Annotated in this window: 18 protein-coding genes; 6 read left to right on the top strand and 12 right to left on the bottom strand. The window is 69.2% G+C overall.

Annotated elements, in window-relative coordinates; translation table 11 throughout:
• The first annotated feature begins 874 nt into the window (after positions 1-874).
• Positions 875-1,327: a hypothetical protein gene (locus tag JQX13_RS10960; protein WP_203408977.1), complete on the top strand. Its 453-nt coding sequence runs from the start codon at positions 875-877 to the stop codon at positions 1,325-1,327.
• Here the strand turns inward: JQX13_RS10960 and JQX13_RS10955 are convergent.
• From JQX13_RS10955 to JQX13_RS10940, 4 genes are all read right to left on the bottom strand, one after another.
• Positions 1,305-2,486, bottom strand: coding sequence for a site-specific integrase (locus JQX13_RS10955; protein ID WP_203408976.1), 1,182 nt, complete (start codon positions 2,484-2,486; stop codon positions 1,305-1,307). The genes JQX13_RS10960 and JQX13_RS10955 overlap by 23 nt on opposite strands.
• A gap of 148 nt (positions 2,487-2,634) precedes the next feature.
• Positions 2,635-4,629 (bottom strand): serine hydrolase domain-containing protein, encoded by a 1,995-nt coding sequence (locus JQX13_RS10950; protein ID WP_203408975.1) that lies wholly within the window; start codon positions 4,627-4,629, stop codon positions 2,635-2,637.
• Complete coding sequence (locus tag JQX13_RS10945; RefSeq protein WP_203408974.1) at positions 4,626-6,137, bottom strand: GDSL-type esterase/lipase family protein; 1,512 nt, start codon at positions 6,135-6,137, stop codon at positions 4,626-4,628. The genes JQX13_RS10950 and JQX13_RS10945 overlap by 4 nt, the downstream gene beginning before the upstream one ends.
• A 125-nt stretch (positions 6,138-6,262) precedes the next feature.
• Positions 6,263-6,748, bottom strand: coding sequence for a GyrI-like domain-containing protein (locus tag JQX13_RS10940; RefSeq protein WP_203408973.1), 486 nt, complete (start codon positions 6,746-6,748; stop codon positions 6,263-6,265).
• Positions 6,749-6,870: 122 nt separating this feature from the next.
• Here JQX13_RS10940 and JQX13_RS10935 point away from each other — a divergent pair, with 122 nt between their 5' ends.
• Positions 6,871-7,632 (top strand): MerR family transcriptional regulator, encoded by a 762-nt coding sequence (locus tag JQX13_RS10935; protein ID WP_203408972.1) that lies wholly within the window; start codon positions 6,871-6,873, stop codon positions 7,630-7,632.
• Here JQX13_RS10935 and JQX13_RS10930 read toward each other — a convergent pair.
• Positions 7,625-8,071, bottom strand: coding sequence for a hypothetical protein (locus tag JQX13_RS10930; RefSeq protein ID WP_203408971.1), 447 nt, complete (start codon positions 8,069-8,071; stop codon positions 7,625-7,627). The two genes, JQX13_RS10935 and JQX13_RS10930, sit on opposite strands and share 8 nt — an antisense overlap.
• A gap of 343 nt (positions 8,072-8,414) precedes the next feature.
• Here JQX13_RS10930 and JQX13_RS10925 point away from each other — a divergent pair, with 343 nt between their 5' ends.
• Entirely contained in the window at positions 8,415-11,156 is a 2,742-nt protein-coding gene (locus tag JQX13_RS10925) for a bifunctional acetate--CoA ligase family protein/GNAT family N-acetyltransferase (protein ID WP_203408970.1), read from the top strand.
• 54 nt (positions 11,157-11,210) lie between these two features.
• Positions 11,211-12,083 carry a LysR family transcriptional regulator gene (locus tag JQX13_RS10920; RefSeq protein WP_239014679.1) on the top strand — a complete coding sequence of 291 codons (873 nt, stop codon included), beginning with the start codon at positions 11,211-11,213 and terminating at the stop codon, positions 12,081-12,083.
• A 7-nt stretch (positions 12,084-12,090) separates the two neighbouring features.
• Here the strand turns inward: JQX13_RS10920 and JQX13_RS10915 are convergent, their stop codons facing one another.
• The gene (locus JQX13_RS10915) at positions 12,091-13,020 is read right to left on the bottom strand and encodes a YeiH family protein (RefSeq protein WP_239014678.1); all 930 of its coding nucleotides are present in this window, start codon (positions 13,018-13,020) and stop codon (positions 12,091-12,093) included.
• 156 nt (positions 13,021-13,176) lie between these two features.
• Between JQX13_RS10915 and JQX13_RS10910 the strand changes: the two genes are divergently transcribed.
• The gene (locus tag JQX13_RS10910) at positions 13,177-13,914 is read left to right on the top strand and encodes an alpha/beta hydrolase family protein (RefSeq protein ID WP_203408968.1); all 738 of its coding nucleotides are present in this window, start codon (positions 13,177-13,179) and stop codon (positions 13,912-13,914) included.
• Between the two features lie 16 nt (positions 13,915-13,930).
• Here JQX13_RS10910 and JQX13_RS10905 read toward each other — a convergent pair whose 3' ends face one another.
• Together JQX13_RS10905 and sitA5 are read right to left on the bottom strand one after the other, a co-directional pair.
• Positions 13,931-14,281, bottom strand: a complete 351-nt coding sequence (locus JQX13_RS10905) for a DUF2019 domain-containing protein (RefSeq protein WP_203411975.1) — start codon at positions 14,279-14,281, stop codon at positions 13,931-13,933.
• A complete protein-coding gene (gene sitA5 / locus JQX13_RS10900; protein ID WP_203408967.1) occupies positions 14,281-15,630 on the bottom strand; it encodes a SitA5 family polymorphic toxin in 1,350 nt (449 codons plus the stop codon). Before sitA5 ends, JQX13_RS10905 begins: the two co-directional genes overlap by 1 nt.
• Before the next feature lie 109 nt (positions 15,631-15,739).
• Between sitA5 and JQX13_RS10895 the strand changes: the two genes are divergently transcribed.
• A complete protein-coding gene (locus JQX13_RS10895; RefSeq protein WP_203408966.1) occupies positions 15,740-17,149 on the top strand; it encodes a deoxyribodipyrimidine photo-lyase in 1,410 nt (469 codons plus the stop codon).
• Positions 17,150-17,158: 9 nt separating this feature from the next.
• On the opposite strand, the gene JQX13_RS10890 is transcribed toward JQX13_RS10895, so the two are convergent.
• From JQX13_RS10890 to JQX13_RS10875, 4 genes are all read right to left on the bottom strand, one after another.
• Positions 17,159-18,646 carry a phytoene desaturase family protein gene (locus tag JQX13_RS10890; RefSeq protein WP_203408965.1) on the bottom strand — a complete coding sequence of 496 codons (1,488 nt, stop codon included), beginning with the start codon at positions 18,644-18,646 and terminating at the stop codon, positions 17,159-17,161.
• A gap of 105 nt (positions 18,647-18,751) precedes the next feature.
• Positions 18,752-19,933 carry an SGNH/GDSL hydrolase family protein gene (locus JQX13_RS10885; protein WP_430384168.1) on the bottom strand — a complete coding sequence of 394 codons (1,182 nt, stop codon included), beginning with the start codon at positions 19,931-19,933 and terminating at the stop codon, positions 18,752-18,754.
• 282 nt (positions 19,934-20,215) lie between these two features.
• Complete coding sequence (locus JQX13_RS10880) at positions 20,216-20,776, bottom strand: hypothetical protein (RefSeq protein ID WP_203408963.1); 561 nt, start codon at positions 20,774-20,776, stop codon at positions 20,216-20,218.
• 184 nt (positions 20,777-20,960) lie between these two features.
• Positions 20,961-23,000 (bottom strand): MHYT domain-containing protein, encoded by a 2,040-nt coding sequence (locus JQX13_RS10875; protein WP_203408962.1) that lies wholly within the window; start codon positions 22,998-23,000, stop codon positions 20,961-20,963.
• Positions 23,001-23,036 lie beyond the last annotated feature (36 nt).

Below are 23,036 nucleotides of genomic sequence, written 5' to 3'. Positions count from 1 at the left end.
CCACTTCACGAGAGGAAGGATCGAGCTATGAACATCCAGACGGCATGTGAGGCGCTACGCACCAAGCGCCGCTTAGAGATCCGGTATGACGGCTTCTCTCGGGTCGTTGAGGTTCACGCCTGCGGCTACACTAGCGAGGGGCACGCTGTGATGCGCGTCTGGCAAGTACGAGGAGGGAGCGCCAGCGGCGAGAACTCAGGCTGGAAACTGTTGCGCCTCGACGAGACACGCGGACTTCAGCTTCTCGACGAAACATCCGAAGCGCCCCGCACCAGCTACAGGCGGGGCGACAAGTCCATGATGCGGATCATCTGTCAGCTAGAGCGAGGCGCCGGTTTGTGGCCGCTCTAGCGCTGTCTCCTCGTCTCCCGATCCAATCCTGCATGGAATTAATTAGTAGCCCATCAGGGCAGCAGCCGAAGCTCGGCGCGGTTGAGCCGCCAGCGCAGCGGGAGCGGCACCTAAGGCGCATTGGAAGGCACCAAGGCGCGAGCCTTGCGCCGGTGGAGCCCACCAGGGCAGCAGCCGAGCCTTAGGCTGGTGGAGCACGCCAGGGCGCGGTGGAGCGCACCAGCAGCGCGGCAGCCGAAGCTCGGGCCGGTGGCGGGCGCCAGCGCTCCGGCAGCCGAAGCCCGGGTGCGATAACAAGCAGGGCGCCGCCAGGGCAGCAGCCGAGCCTCGGGCGCGGTGGGGGGTTCTAGGGTATGGCAGCCGAAGCTCGGGCCGCACCAAACCATGACCAACGGTGCCCAACCATGGTCAACCTGCCCGCACCTATCCGCAACTGGCCTCAACTGGCACTAACTAGCCCTAACTGGACTGCACGCCCGAAACGCTTTGACCGTGCTTGTGATGACGCGGGAAAATATGGGGCATGAAGTCGCAAGGCATCACGTCGCCGTCTGATTCGGCGGCCATTCAGGACGAAAGCCAGCCAACCCCAAACCCTGCACCGGACAGCGGAGCCGAGCCCCACCTGCTGCGGGAGATTTACGCGGAGTTGTGCAAGCTGCGCGCGATGGTCGGAGACATGCAGAACCGGATCGCCAACGCGGCCCCTGTTCAAGCCGCCCGTGCCATCTCGATTGACGCCGCGCAGGCCCTTCTCGGCTGCGGGCGCTCCCGGATTTTCGAGCTGTTGCGCTCGGGGGCGCTGCGCCGTGCTCCCAAGGTGGGCAAGGTCGCCATGATCACCTTGGACAGTATCGAAGCGGTTCAGGAGTGTTTCAGCCGCGAGCCCGCCCCCAAGCGCAAGCGGCAACCCGCCCAGCAGAACACCGGGCGGGCTGAGAAGGACGCGATCCTCAAGCTGATTCGGCAAGCCTGACCGGCAGGTCTGCCGGATCCTCGGGATGCTCCAGCTTGATCGGAATCTTGATCATCGGGGGCACCTTCACGTTGTCATAAAAACGCTTGGTTGTGTTTGCCGAGTGGTGGCCGACAACAGCGGCAATCGCAGACAGCGGCAGCCCTCCCGCCTTGGGCCGTACCTCCTGCCCGCACTCCGAAGCCCAGGTAACGAAGCTGTGCCGGTACTCCCCGAAATTCACCGGCTCGATCCCGAGGGATTCACAGGCGCGAGCCACAACCCGGCGGATATGGCTATCAACCGGCGCCGCACCGCGCGCCTGTAGCCGCCGCACAGCCGCCAACGTCTGACGGTCGATGCTCTGACGGTGAACGTTCCCGCTCTTGTGAATGAACGTCACCGTAGCGGCGATCTCGCCTTGGTCCTCGAAGACGGCAACCTTGCCCTCTCCCTTGGCTAGCCGCTCGATCTCGGTGCCGTGCATCCCGGTTTTCGCGTGAATGCACAGCACGTCGCGCACACACTGAACGTCCGTCGTGCGCCGCGTTGCCTCCTGCTGGAAGTTCGTAAACTCCCACCCGCTGATCGCCCGATAAAGCCGCTCGGTGGTCTCGATGCTGTAACCCTTCTCCCGCACTGCCTTCTCGGGGCGGGTAGCGGGCACCTTGAGGGAGACGGTTGGATCTTCGGCCAGGGCGAGCGTGCCCTGCTCCCGCAGCCACGATGCAAAAGACTTGATCGCCGTGATGCGGTTCTTCCTGCCTGCCTTGTGCCGGGCCAACTCCCGCAGAAGCTCTTGGAGGGTGACGGTGCGCAGGTCCCGGCCCGCGAGAGCTTCGGCCCACGTCGCCAAGTAGAAGCCGACATTCCCAACGTAGCGCGCAGTAGTGCCCGCGCGCCTCATGGAGTCGAGGAAGCGGCCCACGGTCTCAGCGTTGACGTAAACGGCGGACTCCTGCTGTTGCTGCCGCGCTTCCCGCTTGGTGCTGTAGCCCTCGGGGTCCCGCATGAAAAGCGCAAGCTCGGCCTCGGCTTCCGTCTCGCTGCTGGCGTCGAGGTGGATGGTGTAGGCCCGTCCCTCAACCATCTTGCGCAGCACGAACACCGGGCGGCCGTCCTTGCCGTTGAAGGTCCGCCCCCCCTTCCACTTCCCTGTCCACTCTCTGTTGTTTCCCACGTCGCGGGCTCCGTTTTGGTCCGAATTTGGACCCCAGGTGCCCCGATTTGGTCCCCAAAAGCAAGCCACGCTCCCCTGCTAGGAGGGGGGCGCGGCTCAGAGCGGCGGGTAACTTCTAGTGGAAGCGGCGGGAATCGAAGCCGCCTCCTCAGCCCCCTTGATCCGCGGCGCGCTCCTGTGGGCGCTGCAGCGTCGGACGGGACGTGGGTGTCAGGCCGGCATCGTCGGGCACGGGGCTGCTTCCATCGGTGGCTCGGCGGGGCGCGGTGGCGGCGGGAACCTCCGGCGCCTGCGTCACGATGCCCTGCGCCTTGGCGAGCGCCTCGCGCGCTTGGGCCGACTGGGGGTGGAGGTCCACGGCGCGCTCCAGCCAGAGCAACTGCTCCTCATGCTTGCCCTGTCGTCTGTAGCGCGCGGCGACGCGGAGCATCTCCTCCACGTAGTCCGGGTGCAGCGCCCTGCCGGTGGTGCCCGCCTCCAGCGCGGGCCACAGCGCCTCGGGGTCGCGCACCTCGTCCAGCCGGAGGCGTGACAACTCGGAGACCTGCGCCTGCTGCCACACCTCGTCGAAGTGCCGCGCGTCGTTCTGGAGCGACTCGCTGAAGCGCCTTGGGGCGGGGCAGGTCACCTGCTCGCAGGCGGCGAGGTAGTCCGTGAAGAAGGCGAGCGGGCCTCGCGCGGGGTACTCGCGGAGCTTCTCGGGGCCCTTTGCCGTCTCCAACGTCCGCGCCATCTGCGCCCCCACGCGGATGAGGAGCGAGCCTTCGCGGGGTTGATGCGCCGCACGCACCTTCCCGAGCGCCACCTGCGGGTCCTGCGCGACGGTGGCCCGGTCGAGCAATGCGGACACCTGCGTGAATGCCTCGTCCAGGTCTCCCGGTTCGGGGAGCGCGCCGGGCCCCCGGGTGGCCCACAGGTGGTACGAGAGCCCGTAGGTGAAGAGGCGCGCGAGGCCCTCGTGCACCACCGCATCCACCGGGTCCGCCAGGTGCGCGTCGCGGCGCACGCGCCCGTCCTCCAGCAGCGTCTCGATGATGCGCGTGGACACGCGCCGCAGCCGCTTCGCGTCGCCCTCCAGGTTGGTGGCGAGCGCGATGACGACGTCCTCGGCGGGCAGCATCACGAGCAGCGACGTCGTCTCCGGTTGGCCTCCGGCGTGGGCCACCGTGTAGTGGCCCCGCAGCGGGTAGGTGGCGAAGCCCATGCCGTAGTCGGTGAGCTGGCCCTCGCGGGTGCTCATCGAGGCCTGCATCATCCGCGCGGTCCCGGCCGGGACGAGCCGGTGCTGGAGCATGGCCTGGCCGAAGGCGAGCAGATCCTCCACCGAGGCGCGTGTGCCTCCTCCGGCGAAGCGGCTGGAGACGTCGAGGTAGTGCGAGGGGACGAGCTGCCCCTTGGACTGGCGATAGCCGAGGGCGTGCTGCTTGTCGCGCGTGCGGTAGTCATCCAGCGCCGCGTGGCGCATGCCGGCGGGGCCGAAGACGTGGGTCTTCAAGTAGGCGCCATAGCCCTGGCCCGAGGCCTTCTCCACGGCGGCGCCGAGCAGGTTGTAGCCCCAGGTGGTGTAGACGAACTTCGTGCCGGGCTCGGCGGCCAGCTCCTTGTCGGCGAAGAGGGCGAGGGCGCCCGCGGTGTTCACGTGGCGCGTGTTCTCCGCGGACTCGGGGCCGTCGTAGTGGGGCACGCCGCCGAGGTGTCCCAGCAACTGGCGCACGGTGATGGGCCAGGGCTTCTCGGGGTACGTGGGGACCAGGGTGCGGATGTCCGCGTCGAGGTCCAGCTTCCCCTCCTGGACGAGCTGGAGCACGGCCACGGCGGTGAAGGACTTGGTGATGGACGCCATCCGGTACGTCGTCCGGGGCGTGGCGGGCAGCTTGTGGGCGAGGTCCCTGTACCCATACCCCGCGACCCAGCGCATGCCGCCGTGGAGCACGCCCACCGAGAGCCCCGCATGGGGTCCCTTGGCGAGCTCGGCGCGTACGAGCGACTCCAGCGCGCGCCGCACCTCGGGGGGAAAGGGCGCGTCCTTCTGTCGGGGCGCGGCGGGAGTGGCGGCGGCCGCGCGCGCCTGGGCCGGGCGGCGGGGGGCGGCTGGCGCGGTGACACCCGGGAGGAGGAGGAGCGCGAAGAGGAACGCTCTCACCGTGCCTTCTCCGAGGCATGGAGGCGCGGCGCGATGGCGGCCTGCCGGAGGGGATCTCCACCCGCCACCCAGGTGCGCAGCAGCGCGTCGGTGATGAGCTGGCCGAGCATGTCGAGCCCCTGGCCACGCGGGTGGACGAGGTCGTCATGGACGAGCCCGGCCTGGGCGAAGCGGGCGAGCGAGCCCGAGCCTCCCATGGCCGCGAAGATGTCGAAGAAGGCGCAGCCCTCGGTGAGGGCGATCTGCCGCTCGATGGAGATGACCTCGTCGAGGTAGGGCCGCTGGGTGAGCCGCTGGGAGCCCTTGCCCCCGCGGACCGCGTCGATGGGTCCCACCACGAGGCAGGCGCTGTCGGGAGCGGCGGCGCGCGAGCGGCGTACGAAGGAGCGCAGGCCTTCCTCGACCTCGTCGAGCTTGGAGCGGCCCCACTCGAGCCGCTTGGCCTCGTTGCCGCCGAGGATGAACAGGAGCAGGCGGGGCGAGCGCTCGGCGAGCTGGGCGCGGAAGATGTCCTCGCGGGCGCGCAGGAAGAGGTTGGCGTCGGCGGAGGGGACTCCCAGGGTGTCGAGCACGATGCCGGGACGCTGGTGCTGCAGCACCACGCCGAGCACCACGGCGCCACGGCCCTCGGCGACCACGTCCAGGGTGCGAGCGCCCTCGGGGATGTCGAAGGTGAGCGTCTGGGCCTGACCACTGCCCACGGGCTCGGCGCGGGCGAGCTCCTTGCCATCGGCGTGGACGGATAGCGGGCCGGCGCGGGGCACGTCGAGCCACCACAGGGTGCCGCGGGGCTCGCCCGCCAGGGTGAAGCGGCTGCTGGCCTTCGCGGCGGTGGCCCGGTGGTAGATGCCGCTGACGCCAAAGGGCAGCTCGGCGAGCGTCATCTCGCCCAGGGTGCGCGCCTCCCAGCCGCCGCGCGAGAAGCCGACGCGGTCGCGGGGCCCGTACGGGGCGAGGCGGTCCACCAGGAGCACGCCACGGCCCGCGTCACCGAAGGTGGCACCGAGCTCCTCGCGGATGATGTCGACGATGCGATCCCCGGCGATCAACGAGTTGCCGAACGCGGCGATGACGGCGGGCGAGGTGGCCTTGCCGGTGGAGAGGGCGTCGAGGGACTCGAAGAAGGGGGAGAGCGCGGTGCGCGAGCAGGAGGCGCCAGAAGGGGCGACGCAGGGATCCTCCAGAAGGGGCTCCTGGATGCCGAGCTTCTTCCCGAGCAGGTACAGCTTGATGGCGCGGGGAGAGGGCACGGGCAGCGAGCGTCTGACGGAGGGCGCGGCGGCGGGCTCCGGAGCGGCGGGCTCCGGAGCGGGCTGCGCGGGCGGGGTGGCCTGGGCGAGCCGGAGGGGCTTTCCGGGTTGCGCGGGCCGGGGGCCACGAGGCGCACGGGAGTGCCGGGACGCCTGGGGTTGCGGCTTGGGATTCCAGAGCGCCCACGCGAGCGCACCGAGGAGGAACGGAACGAGCAGGAGGACCGCCCACCATCGGCCACGAGAAGCTTCGAGCATGCGGCCGGGAACTCTAGACGAAAGGTTCCAAGCGAGACAGGAACCGGCCGCGAAGGACCCCCACGTAGCAACCTGTCGCCCGCTCGCTCGCTCCCTCTCCCTCTGGGAGAGGGTCGGGGTGAGGGTCAAGAGAGCGGCTTGTAGATGTCGTAGTCGAAGGTCTCGTACGGAGGCGTCGGGCGCTGCCGGCGCGCGTCATACAACTCGAACCCATAGGCGTCCGCTCGCGCCTGACGGCCCGCCGCCGCCACCCACCGGGCGAGGCCGATGTACGCCGGTTCAATCTGTTCCGGGCCACCCTTGCACGTGGCGACCGCGTAGCGCTGGGCGGGTATGGACAGGGTGGTCATTCCCTCCGGAACCTCCTCGAAGGCGGACACCTCCGTGGCCACCCAGTAGGAGTAGACGCCGCCCTGCCCGTCGTTGAGGTGGTCCGACTCGGGGGTGACGCCGTAGAACAGCCCCGGATCGACCTTGTGACGGATGGCCTCCAACTTCCGCGTCAGCTCCAGCCAGGCCATCGGCGCCCGGTGACTCAGCTCCTGCCTACGGCCCACGACCTTGATACCCACCAGCTTGATGTCCCCGCGCGACATTTCCCGGACTTCCATGACGCTCCCTTCGTGGATGCTCCCGCGATCCCGACCAACGACACCCTAAGGGTTGAACCTGGTTCAACCTCAAGCCGAATCGTCGCTCCACCTCCGGCCTCCGGCTGCGATTGAATGGCGGCATGCTGACCATCGCCCGCTTCGCCGAGCGCACCGGCCTCTCGCCCAGTGCCCTCCGATTCTACGAGCGCAAGGGGCTGCTCGTGCCAGCCCGGCGCCTGGAGAATGGCTACCGCGTCTACTCCCCGCGGCAGGTGGGGGATGCGCAGCTCATCCACAGCCTGCGGCAGGCGGACGTCCGGCTGGCGGACATCCGCCACTTCCTGGGCCTGGGCCTGGAGGAACGCGCCGCCCTGCTGGCCCGGTGGAGGGACGAGGCTCGCGCGCGCCTGCTGACCGTGCAGCTCGCGGAACAGTACCTCCAGGGCCTCCATCCCGAGGGCCCGTCCATCCACCTCCACCGCTGGGAGAAGCCGTCGCAGCTGCTCTGGTTCCCCGCCACCGCGCCGGTCCGTCCGCAGCCCTTCCTCCGGGCCATCTCCGAGCGCAGGCGCCAACTCGAGAAGCTCGGCGTTCCCATCGCGAGCGGCGGATACGTGCGAACGCTCGACGTGGAGGCATCCACCCTGGTGGGCGAGGTCGGGTTTCGCATCGAGGTGGGACGCAAGCGGAGCCTCCCGGCCCAGGTGCGCGTCCAGGAGGTGCCGCCCACCCTCTTCGCCTCCCTGGAGTGCACGGCGGACGATGACAAGGCGGCCCATCGCGTCTTCCGCTTCCTGGACCACTTTGGCTTCACGCCCTCGGGGCTCCACCTGGAGCGGTACCTGCTCGGAGCCGGGGGCCGGTATCAGTTGCTGCTCTCCGTGAGGCCCCGCCTCACGTGAGGGCCTTGTCCTCCCGGCGCAACACCTCGCCCTCCACCACGGTGACGCCATCGGGGGAGGCGGGAGGTCCCAGCGTGGCCACCAGCTTGCGGTGGGCCTCCTCCAGCCGCCGGTGCAGGGTGTTGAAGGTCTGCTGCGCGGTGCTGGGCATGTCCTCGGTGTAGGTGAAGTACCAGCGGAGCGCGTCCAGACACTCGTAGAAGTGGTCCACCACGGACTGCTCGCGCACGGGCAGGTGCATCAGGTCGTGGAAGGTGGCCGATGCGTAGCGGGTGGAGAGGGTGCTGAGCATGGGCTCGCGGCTGCGCAGGCGGGAGAAGAGGACGAACATCTCGCTCCGGCGCGCCTCCAGCCGCCGCATGATGTTGGCGGCATCGAGGGCGATCAGATTCCGGACGCGAGCGGTGGTCTCATCGACGACCTGTTTGCGGCGAGCCATGGCCGGGCGAGCCTACCGGGACGCTGGGGGCTCGGGCCACTTCAGTCGACACCCGCCCAATACGTAACTGTGCCAGTTACATCAAGAGGAGCTCGAGAAGCCGAAGTTCTCGCGCCGCCGCCTCACCGCGGCGTACGGAGGTTCCCCGCGCGACTCACGAGCAGCCGATTGCTTTCCGCGAAAATGAGCTGCCCTGTTTGAGCAATCAATTCTCCCGGTCTATCTGACTTTCCGCCATGAGGCTCCGCGAGCTCGCGCCCACTGCCGCCCAGGCAACGCACCGCGTGAGTGTCATCCAGTTATTGGTTGATTCAGGACGGGCGCCGGGACCAGAAACGGGCCCATGGCCCAGCCGACCCGTGCGCCGCCCAATGATCCTTCGTACGACCTGCTGCACCAGCGAGGCCGTCATCCGCTCGACGCCATCTTCTCTCCGCGCAGCGTGGCGGTGGTGGGCGCGAGCGAGCGGCAGGGGAGCGTGGGGCGCACCATCCTCTGGAACCTCATCAGCAACCCCTTCGGGGGCACCGTCTATCCCATCAATCCCAAACGGCCCAACGTGCTGGGCATCCGCTCCTGGCCGTCACTGAAGGAGCTGCCCGAGCCGGTGGACCTGGCCGTCATCGTGACGCCCGCGGCCTCGGTGCCCGGCGTGATGCGCGAGTGCGCGGAGGCGGGCGTCCGGGGAGCCATCATCGTCTCCGCGGGTTTCAAGGAGGTGGGCCCCGAGGGCGTGAAGCTGGAGCAGGAGGTGCTTCAGATCGCCCGGCAGGCGGGCATCCGCATCATCGGTCCCAACTGTCTGGGCGTGATGCGGCCGACCACGGGGCTCAACGCCACCTTCGCGGGGGGCATGGCGCGCTCGGGCAACGTGGCCTTCATCAGCCAGAGCGGCGCGCTGCTCACGGCCATCCTCGACTGGAGCAAGCGCGAATCGGTGGGCTTCAGCGCCTGCGTGTCCCTGGGCTCGATGTTGAACGTGGGGTGGGGCGACCTCATCGACTACCTGGGAGACGACCCGCGCACGCGCAGCATCCTCCTCTACATGGAGTCCATCGGTGACGCGCGGGCCTTCCTGTCGGCGGCGCGCGAGGTGGCGCTGCACAAGCCCATCATCGTCATCAAGGCGGGACGGACGGCGCAGGCGGCGGCGGCGGCGGCCTCGCACACGGGCACGCTGACGGGCAGCGACGAGGTGCTGAGCGCGGCCTTCCGGCGCACGGGCGTGCTGCGCGTGGACTCCATCGCGGACCTCTTCTACATGGCCGAGGTGCTCGCCAAGCAGCCGCGTCCCGACGGCCGGCGGCTCACCATCCTCACCAACGCGGGCAGCCCGGGCGTGCTGGCCACGGACGCGCTGGTGACGGGCGGCGGAGAGCTGGCGAAGCTGTCGGACAAGACGATGTCGGAGCTCAATGCCTTCCTGCCTTCCGAGTGGAGCCACGGCAACCCGGTGGACATCCTCGGAGACGCGGACCCGGAGCGTTACGCGAAGGCGATGGAGGTGGCCGGCGCGGACAAGAGCAGCGATGGCCTGCTCGTCATCCTCACGCCGCAGGACGCAACCGAGCCCACGCAGACGGCGGATCGGCTGAAACCCTACGTGAAGATGGGCAAGCCGGTGCTCGCCAGTTGGATGGGCGGCTCGGAGGTGGCGGCGGGCGAGCGCATCCTCAACGACGTGGGGATTCCCACGTTCGGCTATCCGGACACGGCGGCGCGCATCTTCAATTACATGTGGCGCTACAGCTACAACCTGGCGGGCCTGTACGAGACGCCGGTGCTGACGGAGGAGCCGGAGCGGCGCGAGGAGGCCGAGACGCTCATCCGCGAGGCGCGCACGGCGGGCCGTCTGGTGCTCACGGAGCTGGAGTCCAAGAAGCTGCTGGCGGCGTATGGGATTCCGACGGTGGAGACGCGGCTGGCGAGCACCGTGGGCGAGGCGGTGCGCGAGGCGGAGTCGCTGGGCTACCCCGTGGTGCTGAAGCTGCACTCCCGCCGCATCACCCACAAGTCGGACGTGGGCGGAGTTCGGCTGAACCTGGAGACGGAGGCGAAGGTCCGCGAGGCCTTCGAGGGCATCCGGAAGAAGCTGGAGGAGCTGGGCCTGGCGGATGCGTTCGACGGGGTGACGGTGCAGCCCATGGTGAGGCTGGACGGCTACGAGCTCATCGTGGGCAGCGGCCTGGACGCGCAGTTCGGGCCGGTGTTGCTGTTCGGCGCGGGTGGCACGCTGGTGGAGGTGTTCAAGGACAGGGCGCTGGGGCTGCCGCCGCTGAACACGACGCTGGCGCGGCGGATGATGGAGCAGACGCGCATCCACGAGGCGCTGCGCGGGGTGCGCGGGCGCAAGCCGGTGGACCTGGGCGCCCTGGAGAAGCTGCTGGTGCGCTTCAGCCAGATGGTGGTGGAGCAGCGCTTCATCAAGGAGATGGACATCAACCCCCTGCTGGCGTCCGCGGAGGGGCTGGTGGCGCTGGACGCTCGCGTGGTGCTGCACGGCCCGGAGGTGACGGAGGAGCAACTGCCGCGGCTGGCCATCCTCCCGTACCCGACGAAGTACGTGGAGCGCTGGAGGATGAAGGGGGGGGAGACGGTGATCATCCGGCCCATCCGTCCCGAGGACGAGCCGAGGATGGTGGAGTTCCACAAGTCGCTGACGGAGCAGACGGTGTTCCTGCGGTACGCGGGGATGATGAAGCTGGACCAGCGCGTGGCACACGAGCGGCTGGCGCGCATCTGCTTCAACGACTACGGGCGTGAGATGGCGCTGGTGGTGGAGCGGGTGGACGGCGCGAGCCGGGGAGAGATTCTCGCGGTGGGCCGTCTGACGAAGCTGCCGGGCACGGAGGATGCCGAGTTCGCGATGCTCATCAGCGACGCGGTGCAGCGGCAGGGCCTGGGCACGGAGCTGCTGAGCCGGCTGGTGAGGGTGGGCCGGGACTGGGGCCTGAAGCGGATCGTCGCGGACATCCTCGCGGGCAACGGGGCGATGCAGCACGTCTGCAACAAGCTGGGCTTCAAAATCCTCCTGCCCCAGGAGATAGGCGAGACGATGGTGAAGGCGGTAAAGGTGTTGGACTGAGGAGGGCTCTCCCTGTCCACACGACTTGATCCGCGCCGTCTCGAAGTCTTCCGCGTGGTCGCCACCACGGGGCAGGTGTCGGCGGCCTCGCGGCTGCTGCACCTGTCGCAGCCCGCCGTCTCCGCGCAGGTGCGCCAGCTCGAGCACGAGTGCGGCCGGCCCCTGCTGGTACGCACCGCTCGGGGCGTGCGCCTCAACGACGCGGGCCGGGCCCTGCTGGAGTACGCCCAACGCGTCCACCAACTGCTGGACGAGGCGGCACTCGCCATCTCCGCCGAGGAGGAGACGGGTGGGGAGCTGGTGCTGGCGGCGAGCACGACGATCGCCAGCTCCGTGGTGCCCCAGGTGCTGGCCTCCTTCCTCCGCTCCCATCGGGGATTGCAGGTGCGGGTGGAGGTGGGCAACACCACGCAGGTGCTCGCCTGGGTGGGCGAGGGCCGCGCCCCGCTGGGCCTGGTGGAAGGGCATGCCCGCGCCGCTCGCATCCGGTTGGAGCGCTACCTCGATGACGAGCTGGTTCCCGTCGTCTCGGCGCAGGCTCCGGCGGAGTTGCTGCGGGTGCGCTCGGTGGACGCCCTTCGTTCCGTGCCCCTGCTCTGGCGCGAGCCGGGCTCGGGAACGCGGGCCGTGCTGGAGCGCGCCCTGCGGCGGGCCGGAGTGCGTCACGGGGCTCAGGCGGGGGACCTGCAACTCGGCAGCAACGAGGCCATCCACGGCGCGGTGATGCTGGGTCTGGGCGTGGGCTTCCTGTCGAGATGGAGCATCCAGGGCGAGCTGGCCCAGGGGCGGCTGCGGGTGCTTCCCGTGCCGGGCCTGCGCGTGGAGCGTGCCTTCTCGTGGGTGCTTCCGGTGGATGTGCCGTCGGGCATCGCGGGCCGCTTCCTGCGCCACGCGCGTGCCTCGCCACCGCCCCTGCTGCACCCCTGAGCGCGCCTCATTCCACGAGGTGGAAGCCGATGGCGCCCAGGCTCAGGCCCGCCATGCACACCCATAGCGCCAGGCCGTGCGCGAGCGGCCGTATGCCCACGGAGCGCACGGCATCGAGGGTGAGGTTGGCGCCAATGAGGAAGAGCGTCAGCACCAGCGCCTGCCGGGACGCGCCCGCCACCAGGTTCCCCACGGGTCGCAGGGCTGGCACCCAGGTGACGAGCGCCGCCATGGCGATGAAGCCGAGGATGAACCAGGGGCGCCGCGCCTTGCCCCGAGGTTTCGTTGCCCCACCCTGACGGCTCCGCCATGCGCCGACGGCGAGCGTGAGTGGGACGATCCACAGGGCGCGCGCCAGCTTGACCGTCGTGGCCACCTCCAGCGCCTGGGGGCCGTACTGGAGGGCGGCCCCCACCACGGAGCTGGTGTCGTGGATGGCCAGGGCGCTCCACAGTCCGAATCGGCTCGCGTCGAGCCCCACGGCATGCCCGATGGCGGGAAAGACGAAGAGGGCCACGGCGTTGAGCAGGAACACGGTGCCCAGGGCGACGGAGACCTCGTGCTCCCTGGGTCGGAGCACGGGCACCATCGCTGCGATGGCGCTGCCTCCACAGATGGCCGTGCCCACGCTGATGAGCAGGCCGGCCTCACGGGAGACTCCGAGCGCCCGGGCGAAGAGGGTGCCGAGGAGCAGGCACACGGCGATGCTCGCCACCGTATAGAGGATACCGTGGGCGCCCACGGCCGCGACGACGCGCAGATCCATTCCGGCGCCGAGTCCCACCACCGCGAGCGACAGCAGGGTGTGCGTGGCGCGGCGGGTCCATTCCACGTAGGGGTTGCCCACGAGCAGGGCCACGACGATGCCCGCCACCAGGGCGGCACCGGTGGATACGAAGGGGAGCAGGCTGGCGACCGCCCCAAGGGGGACCAGCACGTGCCCGGCGCTCCAGTGTCGTTTCTCGTCCATGCTCCCAAGGTGCGCCCGAAGCCTTCGGGAAACCAGACGGGAGAGGGGATGAGCCATCAGCTTTTTGGATGGCTCCAGCTCCAGTGCATTCGTGGGTTCTCATGGGGCAGGATGGGAGCCGGTATGAGCCTCCAATCCTCGAGAAAGTCCCTCGCGGGAGCCCCCGCCCTGGCCGTCCACCGGGGTTCTCGCGAAGACGCCCTGCGCCGTGGCGCGGTACTCTTCTTCCATGGGCTCGGTGGGTCCAAGGAAGTGAATGAGCGGGAGCTGGGAGTCTTCGCGGACCGGGGACTCTTCGCGGTGGGCATCGACGTGGTGGGGCATGGCGAGCGGTGTTACCTCGACTTTGGCGCTCGCTTCACCCACGACAACCCGCGAGTGAAAGAGGAGTTCCTCCAGGTGGTCCAGGCAACCGCGAACGAGGTGCCCGCGGTGCTCGATGCGCTCGTGGCGCTCGGGGCCCACCCGGAGCGGCTGGGCATCAGTGGTGCCTCCCTGGGCGGGTTCATCAGCTACCGGGCCCTGTTGGTGGACCGGCGGTTGCGTGTGGCGGCTCCGCTGATCGCTTCACCCGAGTGGGCGCTTCCGCTGCCCGAGAGCCCTCACCGCCATCTGGAGCGCTTCTTCCCCGTGGCGCTCTTCAGCCAGACGGCGGGTCTGGACGAGGTGGTGCATCCCAGCCTGGCGCGGACCTTCCACGCGCGGCTGGAGCCCCTGTACGCCCAGGCTCCCGAGCGTCTGCGCTACCGGGAGTTTCCTCTGTCTGGGCACATGATGCGGCCCGCGGACTGGGACGAGGCCATCCGCGACGCGGCGGACTGGGTGGTCCGCTTCCTGGATGTTGAGCAAGCTCCTCCATGAAAGTCGCTGGGCGTGGCTACCCTGGGTCCAGGGCCCAGGTTCCTTCTTCCCACCGCTTCAGTGCCTGCTGTGCTTCAAAGGGCACGAGCCCCTGACCTTTGGCGGCTTCCTCCAGAACCGCTTTGGCCTCAGCCGTCTTGTAGCGGAGCAGATGCGCGGCGGCCATGACGCGCACATCCATTCGCTCGTGTTTGAGCAGCACGAGTAGCGCATCACGCCCGGAATCGCCGTGGGTCAGGAGTTTATCGACTGCGGCACCGTACTTCCTGGCATGCTTGTTTCCAGTCTTGGCGTCTCCCCGCCAGATGGCGTCGGTCTGCGCGGCCACGTTCTGCGCGAACTGTTCGACAAGCTCCTCCAGCGTCATCACCAGAACCTCTTCGTTACGTTCTCGATGGCCAGCAGCCCGAACTCGCGTTGGGACTCGTACGACTGTGTGCTCAACCACTGCCGCACGGTCAGCCTATCCGAGCCCGTGATACTACGCCGGATGGACGAGTAGAGCGAGCTGATGCGGGTGTGGATGCCCTTGTCCAACGGGATGATGTTCTCGGTGTTGTGAACGGCCTGAGCTCCGAATCGCTTCACGTTGCCTGGCGTCTGCTCGACAATGTGGTGCCACTCTTTTCCTGGGCCCGCCGAGCCCATGGCCCTCTTGAATCCGCTGTACGACCCCCAAGCCCTGAATCCGTTCGGATGAACCTTGGCGGCGGTGCCGCTCATGGCCTGGGCCGTTTCGGCGACAGCACCAGGCGCAAGCGCGATGGTGACGGTCTCGGCGCTTACTGCCACCGTCTCCACGTCCCCTACCGCCGCGAGACGGATACCCATCTGCGTCTCCGCCTGCACCGCCGCTTGTCTCGAGCCGGGCAGGTTCGGCATCGTCGCGGCCAGCCCCGGCGCCGTGTTGCCGATGGCCGCCATCGCCAGCATGGCGAACGCTCGTGCCGCGTTGCGCCCCATGACCCTGCCGTAGCGCTCGCCCGCATCGCGTAGCTCGGTGAACGTGGATGCCCGATCCGCCTCGTCCATCAACCGCTTGAAGCCGACGACGAGGCCCCAGAAGGTATCGATGCCTACGTAGGAAATGAGCGTGGCGGTCATCACCGCGGCGAGGCCCTTGGAGATCGTCACGTCGGGAATGGCGATGAGGACCATGTACGTGGTCCAGGTCCAGAGGACCGCCGCCACCATGGCGTGGGGATCGGCCATGTCCTTGAACGCCTCCATCATCTCGTCCAGCACGACCCCCCTGGCGAGGGCCATGGCCAGCGCGAAACGGCCATCCCCGGAGACGGTATGGCTTTCCGTCAGCAGGCGGAGACAGTCTCCGGGCCTGCCGGTGCGCTCGCACCAGCGAAAGTAGGCGCGGGTCAACTCCACTTCCGCCGCCGTTGATTCCTCCTTCAGGTGTTCGCTCGAATCGAGCGGCGTGATACGGCGGCCAGGTATCTCGTACGTGTACGAACCGCTCCGCGCATCCATCTCGAACAGCCGCCGAGCGGCTTCCTGGGGCCGAGTGGAGGGCCGCGTGTTTCGGGCAAGCTTCGCTACGGCCTCCTCGAATTCGTTGTCGTTCAACCCCACTGGCTCGGTGCCAGCGCGCGGGGTGAAGACGAGGGGGGCGGCCTGGCCCGTGTCCAGGCGCACGACCCGAGAGGCCGTACCACACCCGACGAGGAGCGCCATCAACACGATCGTGCAGTACGGCTTCATGGGGACTCCTCCTGGTCCTGACCACCGTAGCTGACCCTGGCTCCTGGTGCCTCGGTTGCGCTTCCCGTGGGGTACCCAGGTGCGCGCGGACCGCCTATGAAGGGGCTCCATGGCGAGCAGGACGGTCGAGGAAGGGCGCATCAAGAGGCTCAACACCCGCGAAGCGAAGGGCGGCGACTACGTCCTCTACTGGATGCAGCAGAGCCAGCGCGCGGAGTTCAACCCCGCGCTGGAGTACGCCATCCAGCGGGCCAACGAGGCGAAGCTGCCGCTGCTCGTGGGCTTCGGGCTCATGGATGGCTATCCCGAGGCCAACGTCCGCCACTATCGCTTCATGCTGGAGGGGCTCCAGGACACGCGGCGCTCCCTCGCGCGCCGGAAGATTCCCCTCGTGGTCCAACGCGGTCGCCCGGACGAGGTGGCGCTGAAGCTCGCGCGGCACGCGGCGCTCGTGGTGGGTGACCGGGGCTACCTGCGGCACCAGAAGCAGTGGCGTCAGACGGTGGCCGACAAGGCCTCCTGCCCCGTCATCCAGGTTGAGGGCGATGTGGTGGTGCCCGTGGAGGCCGCCTCGGGCAAGGCCGAGTACGCCGCGCGCACCCTCCGCCCGAAGATCCACCGCCTCTGGAGCGCGTACCTGGTCGAGCTCGCGCCCACGCCGCTGAAGACGGACTCGCTGGGGCTCGGCGTGAAGGGGCTCGAGCTGGACGATCTCGACGCGGTGCTGGCGAAGCTGGACCTGGATCGCTCGGTGCCCTCCGTGAGCCACCGCTTCCGGGACGGCACGAGCGAGGCGAAGCGTCTCCTTCGCAAGTTCATCACCGAGCACCTCCCCGTGTACCAGGAGAGCCGGCCCCATCCGGAGACGACGCACGTCTCGCACATGAGCAAGTACCTCCATTTCGGGCAGGTGAGCCCGGTGGAGGTGGCGCTCGCCGCGCGCGAGGCCAAGGCGGCGGACCCCCAGCGCGAGCGCTTCCTCGAGGAGCTCATCGTCCGGCGCGAGCTCGCGCAGAACTTCGCCGAGTACTCGCCCCACTACGACTCCTTCGCGTGCGTGCCCGAGTGGGCCTGGAAGACCTTGGACAAACACCGGAGCGACGAGCGGCACCACCAGTACACGCAGGAGCAACTCGAGCGGGCTCGCACGCATGACCCGTACTGGAACGCCGCCATGCGGGAGATGCGCTACACGGGCTACATGCACAACGCCCTGCGCATGTACTGGGGGAAGAAGATATTGGAATGGAGCAGCACCCCCGAGCACGCGCACCGCACGGCGATGGCGCTCAACAACCGGTACTTCCTGGACGGACGCGACGCGAGCTCCTACGCCAACCTCGGCTGGCTGTTCGGTCTGCACGACCGGCCCTGGGGTGAGCGCGAAATCCCCGGCACCGTGCGTTACATGTCCTCGGGGGGCCTGGAACGGAAGGCGGACATGGAGGCCTATCTCGAGAAGGTGGACGGGCTCGTCGCCGAGGCGAAGGCGGCGGGCGTCCGCTTCGAGGGCGATTGACACCCCCCATCAGCCTCGCGCGATGCTCGCGGCGGTGCGCACGCCTCCGAGCGCGGTGGCCAGTGTGCTCTGCCCCGGGAACACCGAGTCCCCCACGAGCCACAACCCCTTCATCACCTGCTTCGGCCCCAGCGTGCGGTAGTGGTACAGCCCTGCCCGGCGCGGCACTCCGCCCACCGCTCCCGCATCGCGCTGGGTGAAGCGCTCGAAGGTGCGTGGCGACGCCGTCATCTCGTGCTGCACGTTCTCCATCCACTCCGGGGCCAGGCGCCTCAAACCCTGCCGCATCCGCTCCTGGATGGTGGAGACGATGCGCGCCTGCTCCTCCTCGGGCCGCCCCGTCAGCGAGCGCAGCGGGACGTGCGTGGACACCGTGAGGGTGCGGTGGCCCGCGGGCGCGCGGCCCATGTCCGCCTCGCCGCTCAACGAGGCGAAGAGGTGGTTGCCCTCGATGAAGGGCGCCTGTTCGTTCTGCACCAGCTCCAGGTGGTGCGCGCTCGGGGAGTGTCCCTCGGGTGCCCGCGCCACGAGGTACAGCATCACCGCGCCCCAGCCCTCCTCCACGCGCGCGGAGAGCTCCTTCAGGCGAGAGGGCAGGCGCTCGGGTGGGAGGCCCAGCAGGTGCGTGATTCCCCGCGGCAGGACGTTGGCCACCACGTGGCGCGCGAGCAGCTCGCCCCGGCGCGCCGACACCCGCCAGCCTCCCGGCACGGGCTCGAGCGACTTCACCCGGTTGGCGTACAGCACCTCGCCGCCTCCAGAGGTGATGGCGCCCGCGAGCGCGCTGGCCAGCTGGCCGATGCCTCCTCGCACGTGCCCGGTGCCGCGCCAGTAGTAGTCCATGGCGCCGAGCGCGAAGGGGGCCTCGGCCTCGGTGGCGCCGCACTGCACGGTGATTTGACAGAGCGCGTCCAGGTACGTGCGCAGCGGCGTGAAGCGCAGCAGCCCGTAGCGCTCCAGCACGGCACCGAGGGGCCGTCCCATCCAGCGCACCAGGGGCGTGTAGCTCATGACGCGCGAGGCATGCCGCCGCAGCGCGCTCAGGTCGAACGGTGGTAGCAGCGTCGGGTCATCGAGGATGGACCACAACGCGCCGGCCACCTGCCGCTGCATCGCGAAGAAGTTCCGCAGCGCGTCGGCGGGGGCGTCCGGGAAGGCGCGGAGCTGGTCGAGCAGGCGCTCGCGGTCCCGGTACACGTTCAGCCGCATGCCCGGCGTGCGCAGCTCCACCAGTGGATCCAACCAGTCCACCGTCACGTCGAGGCCGAGCTGGCGCACCCAGCGGCCGAAGAGTTGCTGCTCGTCGAGCCCGGAGAAGAGGGTGGCACCGGCCTCGAAGGAATAGCCGTGCCGGCGGAAGGTGCTGGCACAGCCTCCCGGATAGTCGAGGGTCTCGCAGAGCGCCACGCGGGCGCCCCTCTGGGTGAGCTCGAGCGCCGTGGCCAGTCCTCCAAAGCCAGCGCCCACCACCACTGCGTCGTACCAGGTGCTCGTCAATCATCCCCCGGGGGTCTGGCTCCCAGCCCTGAGGAGATAACGAAACCCGGCCGGGCAGGCACGTCCGATTTCACGGACGTGACCTGGCCGTCACCGGTGTCCGGGCTATTCCCCGGTGGGGAGCTCCACGCCGCTCTCCGGTTGCACGCCCGCCTCGCGCAGCACGCGTACCACCTCGTTGGCCATGACGCGCTGCCCCTCGGCGCTCGGGTGGATGCCATCCACCTCCAGCCCGTCGAGGAAGAGGTGCACGTTGTCCGGCTGCCGCGTCACCGCCTCGAAGTCGACGATGTCGGGGAAGGTGGCGCGGATCCACGCGTTCATCGCCAGTCGGTCCCTCTTCACCACCTCGTAGTCGCCTTGATTTGTCTTCTCCTTGGGCAGCAGCGTCCCCACCCACGTGCGGCAGAAGGGCTGCAGCCGCGAGACGAGGGTGCTCATTCGAGACTGCAACCCCGCCAGCTCCAGCGAGCTCAGGTCATTGGTGCCCAGCAGCACGATGCAGTCGGTGATGCCCTCGAGCGCGAGCACCTCCTGGTCCAGGTTCATCAACTCCTCGTAGAAGCCCTGGCCCGAGACGCCCGCATTGACGATGGGCACGCCCAGCTGCGCCTCGGCCACCGAGGGCCAGGCGAGCCGCGTGTCGTCATGGTCGGTGATGTAGCCCTCGGTGATGCTGTCCCCCAGGGCCACGAAGGCGCGCGCGGGCGGGCCCTCGACGTCCACCGTGGCCAGTCCCACCGCGCGGGCCCACGGCGTGCCGCCGATGGCGCCCGTGGTGCTCGCGTAGGCACCCGAGCGCACGTAGCTGCCGGGCAGGGTCTCGATGGCGCTCGCCGCCAGCGCGCCCTGCACCTCGAAGGACACGGCCAGCTCGTCACGGAAGCCCACGGGGAAGGTGACGGGGTCCGACACCACGCGGGTCCTCGCCCCCACGGAGAAGCCCGCGCCGCCGGAGAACGTCACCGTCACCGGCGCGGAGGCCAGGGAGCCATTCGGGCCCGCCCGGGCGACGGTCACCTTGCGCAGCACGAGCGAGCCATCTCCCGAACGGAACGCGAGCCGCACCCTCTGCCCCGCCCGGCCCACCGGCACGCGCAGCCGGAAGGTCACGTTGCTCGCGCTATGGGACCAGCGCAGCGCGTGGTGGAAGCCCGGCTGGAACATGGGCGGCACCGATCGGGGCTCGCTCGTGTCCTCCTCCACTCGCACGGGTGCCACCTCGAGCCCTCCCTCGGGCAGTGCTTCCTCCACCTGTCCCTCGGGCGCGGGCGTGTCGGTTGGCACTGGGAAGCCCTCGGCCCCTGTGTCCACCGCGCTCCCGCATGCGGTCATGAGGATTGCCCACGCACACACCAGGACCGCTCTCCGTCCCCTCGAACCCATCCATCCCCTCCCTTGGTGCGGAGGGTGTGCATCTCCCGGGCCACCGGGGAGCGGGGAGTGGGCGAGGGGACATGCGAGCAGCTCGTACCCGGGGGCGGGTTGCGCGGCGGCGTTGGATACACGACGGCCCCCGCTCGCGGAGTGCGCGCGGAGGCCGTGTGATGAAACCGTCCTTCGTGATGATTACGGCAGGACGTTGGCGATCAGCTTCCACTTGCTGCTGCTCTGCGCGGTGTTGTCCAGGCAGGTGGACACGCCGATGATGCCGGCCATGCAGGCGAGGTTGAAGACACCCAGCCAGTTGACGAGCCTGGTGGTGTTCTTCACGTCGTCGGGAGCCTCATCCGAGGCCTTGCTGCCGGACTCCATGGGGATGCCATCGCCGAGCGCGCGCTTGGCCAGGAATCCACCTCCGATGAGGTTGACCAGGCCGCTGACGAGCGTGGCGCCCATCAGGAAGTCCTTCACGATGACCAGCTTGCGCGCGGCCGGGGAGATGGCGCGGCCGCTGATCTTGGAGCGGCCGAAGAACCAGGTGAGCGCGGTGGAGCCGAGCCCGATGGCGTTGATGACGTTGTAGCCGTTCCACGCCGCGTTGACGATCTTCGCGCGGTCCTGCTTGTCGGAGATGAGCTTCGCCGACGGATTGAGGGCCACCCGGCCGAAGAGAGAGCCACCGAAGCCGGCGGCGAGACCGAGGTTGTGGAGAACGTAAGCGCTGGTCGTGAGAGTCGGTGTAGGCATGGAGCCCCTCCTGTGCTGCGTTGTGGTGCGGGGGTGAAACTACGCACGCTCCGTGTTGCTGCCTTGTGACCTTGGTCCCCTGCTCGGTGGGAGGGGGGGAGGGCCTGTAGCTCCTTCCCGGAGCTCCGCGATTGAACGGAGGAGCCGCCTGGAAGCGGACATGCCAACGTGAGGCCGTCCGTCCTCAGTGTGATTGGAAACGGGGCAGCTTCACCGTGAAGGTGGAGCCCACGCCCAGCTCGCTCTCCACGCCGATGGTGCCACCGTGCGCCTCGACGATCTGCCGCACGATGTAGAGCCCCAGCCCCAGTCCGCCGTAGTTGCGCGAGGCCGCGCGCTCGAAGCGCTCGAAGATGCGCTTGCTCGCCTCGGGCTCGATGCCGATGCCCCGGTCCCTCACCGCCAGCCACGCCTCGCCATCGTGGGCGCGCACCGTCACGTCCACCGGCTTGCCCTGCCCGTACCGGCCCGCGTTGGCCAACAGGTTGCCCACCACCTGCTCCAGCCGTGAGCGGTCCCACAGCCCCACCACCGGCCCCTCCACGTGCAGTCGGGGCATGCCGCTCCCGGTCCACGCCGGCTCGTCTCCGAGCCGCTCCACCACGTCGCGTACCAGGCTGCCCAGGTCCACCTGCTCCTGGTGCAGCTCCAGACGCCCCAGGCGGATGCGCGAGATGTCCAGCAACTCACCCACCAGCCGCGCCAGCCGCTTCGTCTGGCGTTGCGCCACGTCCACCACCCGCAGCAGTTGCTCGTCCGACAGCACCTGCGCCCCCGCGCCACTGGCCACCGTGCGGTGCAGCCGCTGCAGGTTCATCATCAGGGGCGTGAGCGGCGTGTTCAGCTCGTGCGAGGCGATGGAGAGGAACTCGTCGCGGACGCGGATGGCCTCCTGCGCCTCGTGGTAGAGGCGGGCGTTCTCCACCGCGCTGCCCGCGCGCCGTCCCAGCTCCTGCACCAGCGCGCGGTGGGTCTCGTCCAGCGGCCGCTCCCGGGAGAAGACGGTGATGATGCCCAGCACCCGCTCGCGGTGGAGCAGCGGGACGATGAGCATCCCGCGCGCCCTCGCGTCCCTGGGCAGCGTGAGGGATTCGGGCGATCGGGCCAGCCGCTCCAGATCCTCTCGCGACAGGCGCGTGAGCAGCTCGGGCTGGCCGGTGCGCACCACCCGCTGCGGCGGAGTCTGCGCGCCCGGGTCCTTCGCGTAGAGCAGGCCCTGGTAGCGCTCCTCCTGATCGCGATGACTCGGGTAGCACACCGCCACGCGGCGCAGGCTGGCCCCGCCCTCCTCGCACAGGTCCACGAGGCACCCCTCTCCCACCGACGTGGCCACCAGCTCCGCCAGCGTCTCCGTGATGGTGGGGATGTCGAGGCTGCGGCTCAGCACGGCACTGGCGTCCGCGAGCAGCGCCAGCGTGCGTTGGGTCCTCCGCTGCTCCATGTCCACCAGCGAGCCGAGCAGGGCCAGTCCCAGTCCGCCCAGCGTGGCCACGCCGATGGCCACCGCGCCCAGCCCGTCGATCCGCATGCCCGAGGTGCTGTACCCGGGTGGCACCTGCGCGGGGATGAAGCTCGCGGCCGCCATGCCCGTGTAGTGCATGCCGGCGATGGCCGCCCCCATGAGCAGCGCACTGCCCAGCTTCTTCCAGGACCAGGCGTTGCGCTCCCGCTCGAGCAGGAAGGCCATCCACAGGGCCGCCACGGACGCGCCAATGGCGATGAGCACCGAGAGCGCGAACAGCCACGGGTCGTACCGGATCGTGGCCTCCATGCGCATGCCGGCCATGCCGATGTAGTGCATGGCATTGATGGCCAGCCCCATGAAGGTGCCACTCGCCAGCAGTTGGAGGCGGGTGACCTGGTGGCGGCTGATCACGAACAGGGCCGCCCAGGAGCCCAGCACGGCCGCCCCCATGGACAACGCGGTGAGGCCGGGTCCGTAGCTCATCGGCATGGGCATCTGGAAGGCCAGCATGCCCACGAAGTGCATGGACCAGATGCCCACCCCCATCATCATGGCGCCGCTGGCCAGGATGGCGCGCCGCGCGGGGCCGCTGGTCTCCACGACCCGTCCCGAGACGTCCAGGGCCATGTAGGACGCCACCACGGCGATGGTGACGGAGAGCAGGACGAGCCCGGGATGAAAAGTGCCATTGATGTGCTGCGCGGCGCATTGAAGGCAGCCGAGCAGGCTTCCCACGGAGAACACGGAGCTCAGGTACACGATGAATCTCTAGCTGTGCACACACGGCTGCTCGTG

This window comes from Archangium violaceum (genome assembly GCF_016859125.1).
Classification (GTDB): Bacteria; Myxococcota; Myxococcia; order Myxococcales; family Myxococcaceae; genus Archangium; species Archangium violaceum_A.
This window is presented reverse-complemented; position numbering and strand designations above follow the sequence as displayed.

What these genes read in the sequence shown, in the direction of transcription:
- JQX13_RS10960 (WP_203408977.1), top strand. Translation starts at nt 875, where the DNA reads ATGAAGTCGCAAGGCATCACGTCGCCGTCTGATTCGGCGGCCATTCAG.
- JQX13_RS10945 (WP_203408974.1), bottom strand. Translation starts at nt 6,137, where the DNA reads ATGCTCGAAGCTTCTCGTGGCCGATGGTGGGCGGTCCTCCTGCTCGTT.
- JQX13_RS10940 (WP_203408973.1), bottom strand. Translation starts at nt 6,748, where the DNA reads ATGGAAGTCCGGGAAATGTCGCGCGGGGACATCAAGCTGGTGGGTATC.
- JQX13_RS10935 (WP_203408972.1), top strand. Translation starts at nt 6,871, where the DNA reads ATGCTGACCATCGCCCGCTTCGCCGAGCGCACCGGCCTCTCGCCCAGT.
- JQX13_RS10930 (WP_203408971.1), bottom strand. Translation starts at nt 8,071, where the DNA reads ATGGCTCGCCGCAAACAGGTCGTCGATGAGACCACCGCTCGCGTCCGG.
- JQX13_RS10925 (WP_203408970.1), top strand. Translation starts at nt 8,415, where the DNA reads ATGGCCCAGCCGACCCGTGCGCCGCCCAATGATCCTTCGTACGACCTG.
- JQX13_RS10910 (WP_203408968.1), top strand. Translation starts at nt 13,177, where the DNA reads ATGAGCCTCCAATCCTCGAGAAAGTCCCTCGCGGGAGCCCCCGCCCTG.
- JQX13_RS10905 (WP_203411975.1), bottom strand. Translation starts at nt 14,281, where the DNA reads ATGACGCTGGAGGAGCTTGTCGAACAGTTCGCGCAGAACGTGGCCGCG.
- sitA5 (WP_203408967.1), bottom strand. Translation starts at nt 15,630, where the DNA reads ATGAAGCCGTACTGCACGATCGTGTTGATGGCGCTCCTCGTCGGGTGT.
- JQX13_RS10895 (WP_203408966.1), top strand. Translation starts at nt 15,740, where the DNA reads ATGGCGAGCAGGACGGTCGAGGAAGGGCGCATCAAGAGGCTCAACACC.
- JQX13_RS10880 (WP_203408963.1), bottom strand. Translation starts at nt 20,776, where the DNA reads ATGCCTACACCGACTCTCACGACCAGCGCTTACGTTCTCCACAACCTC.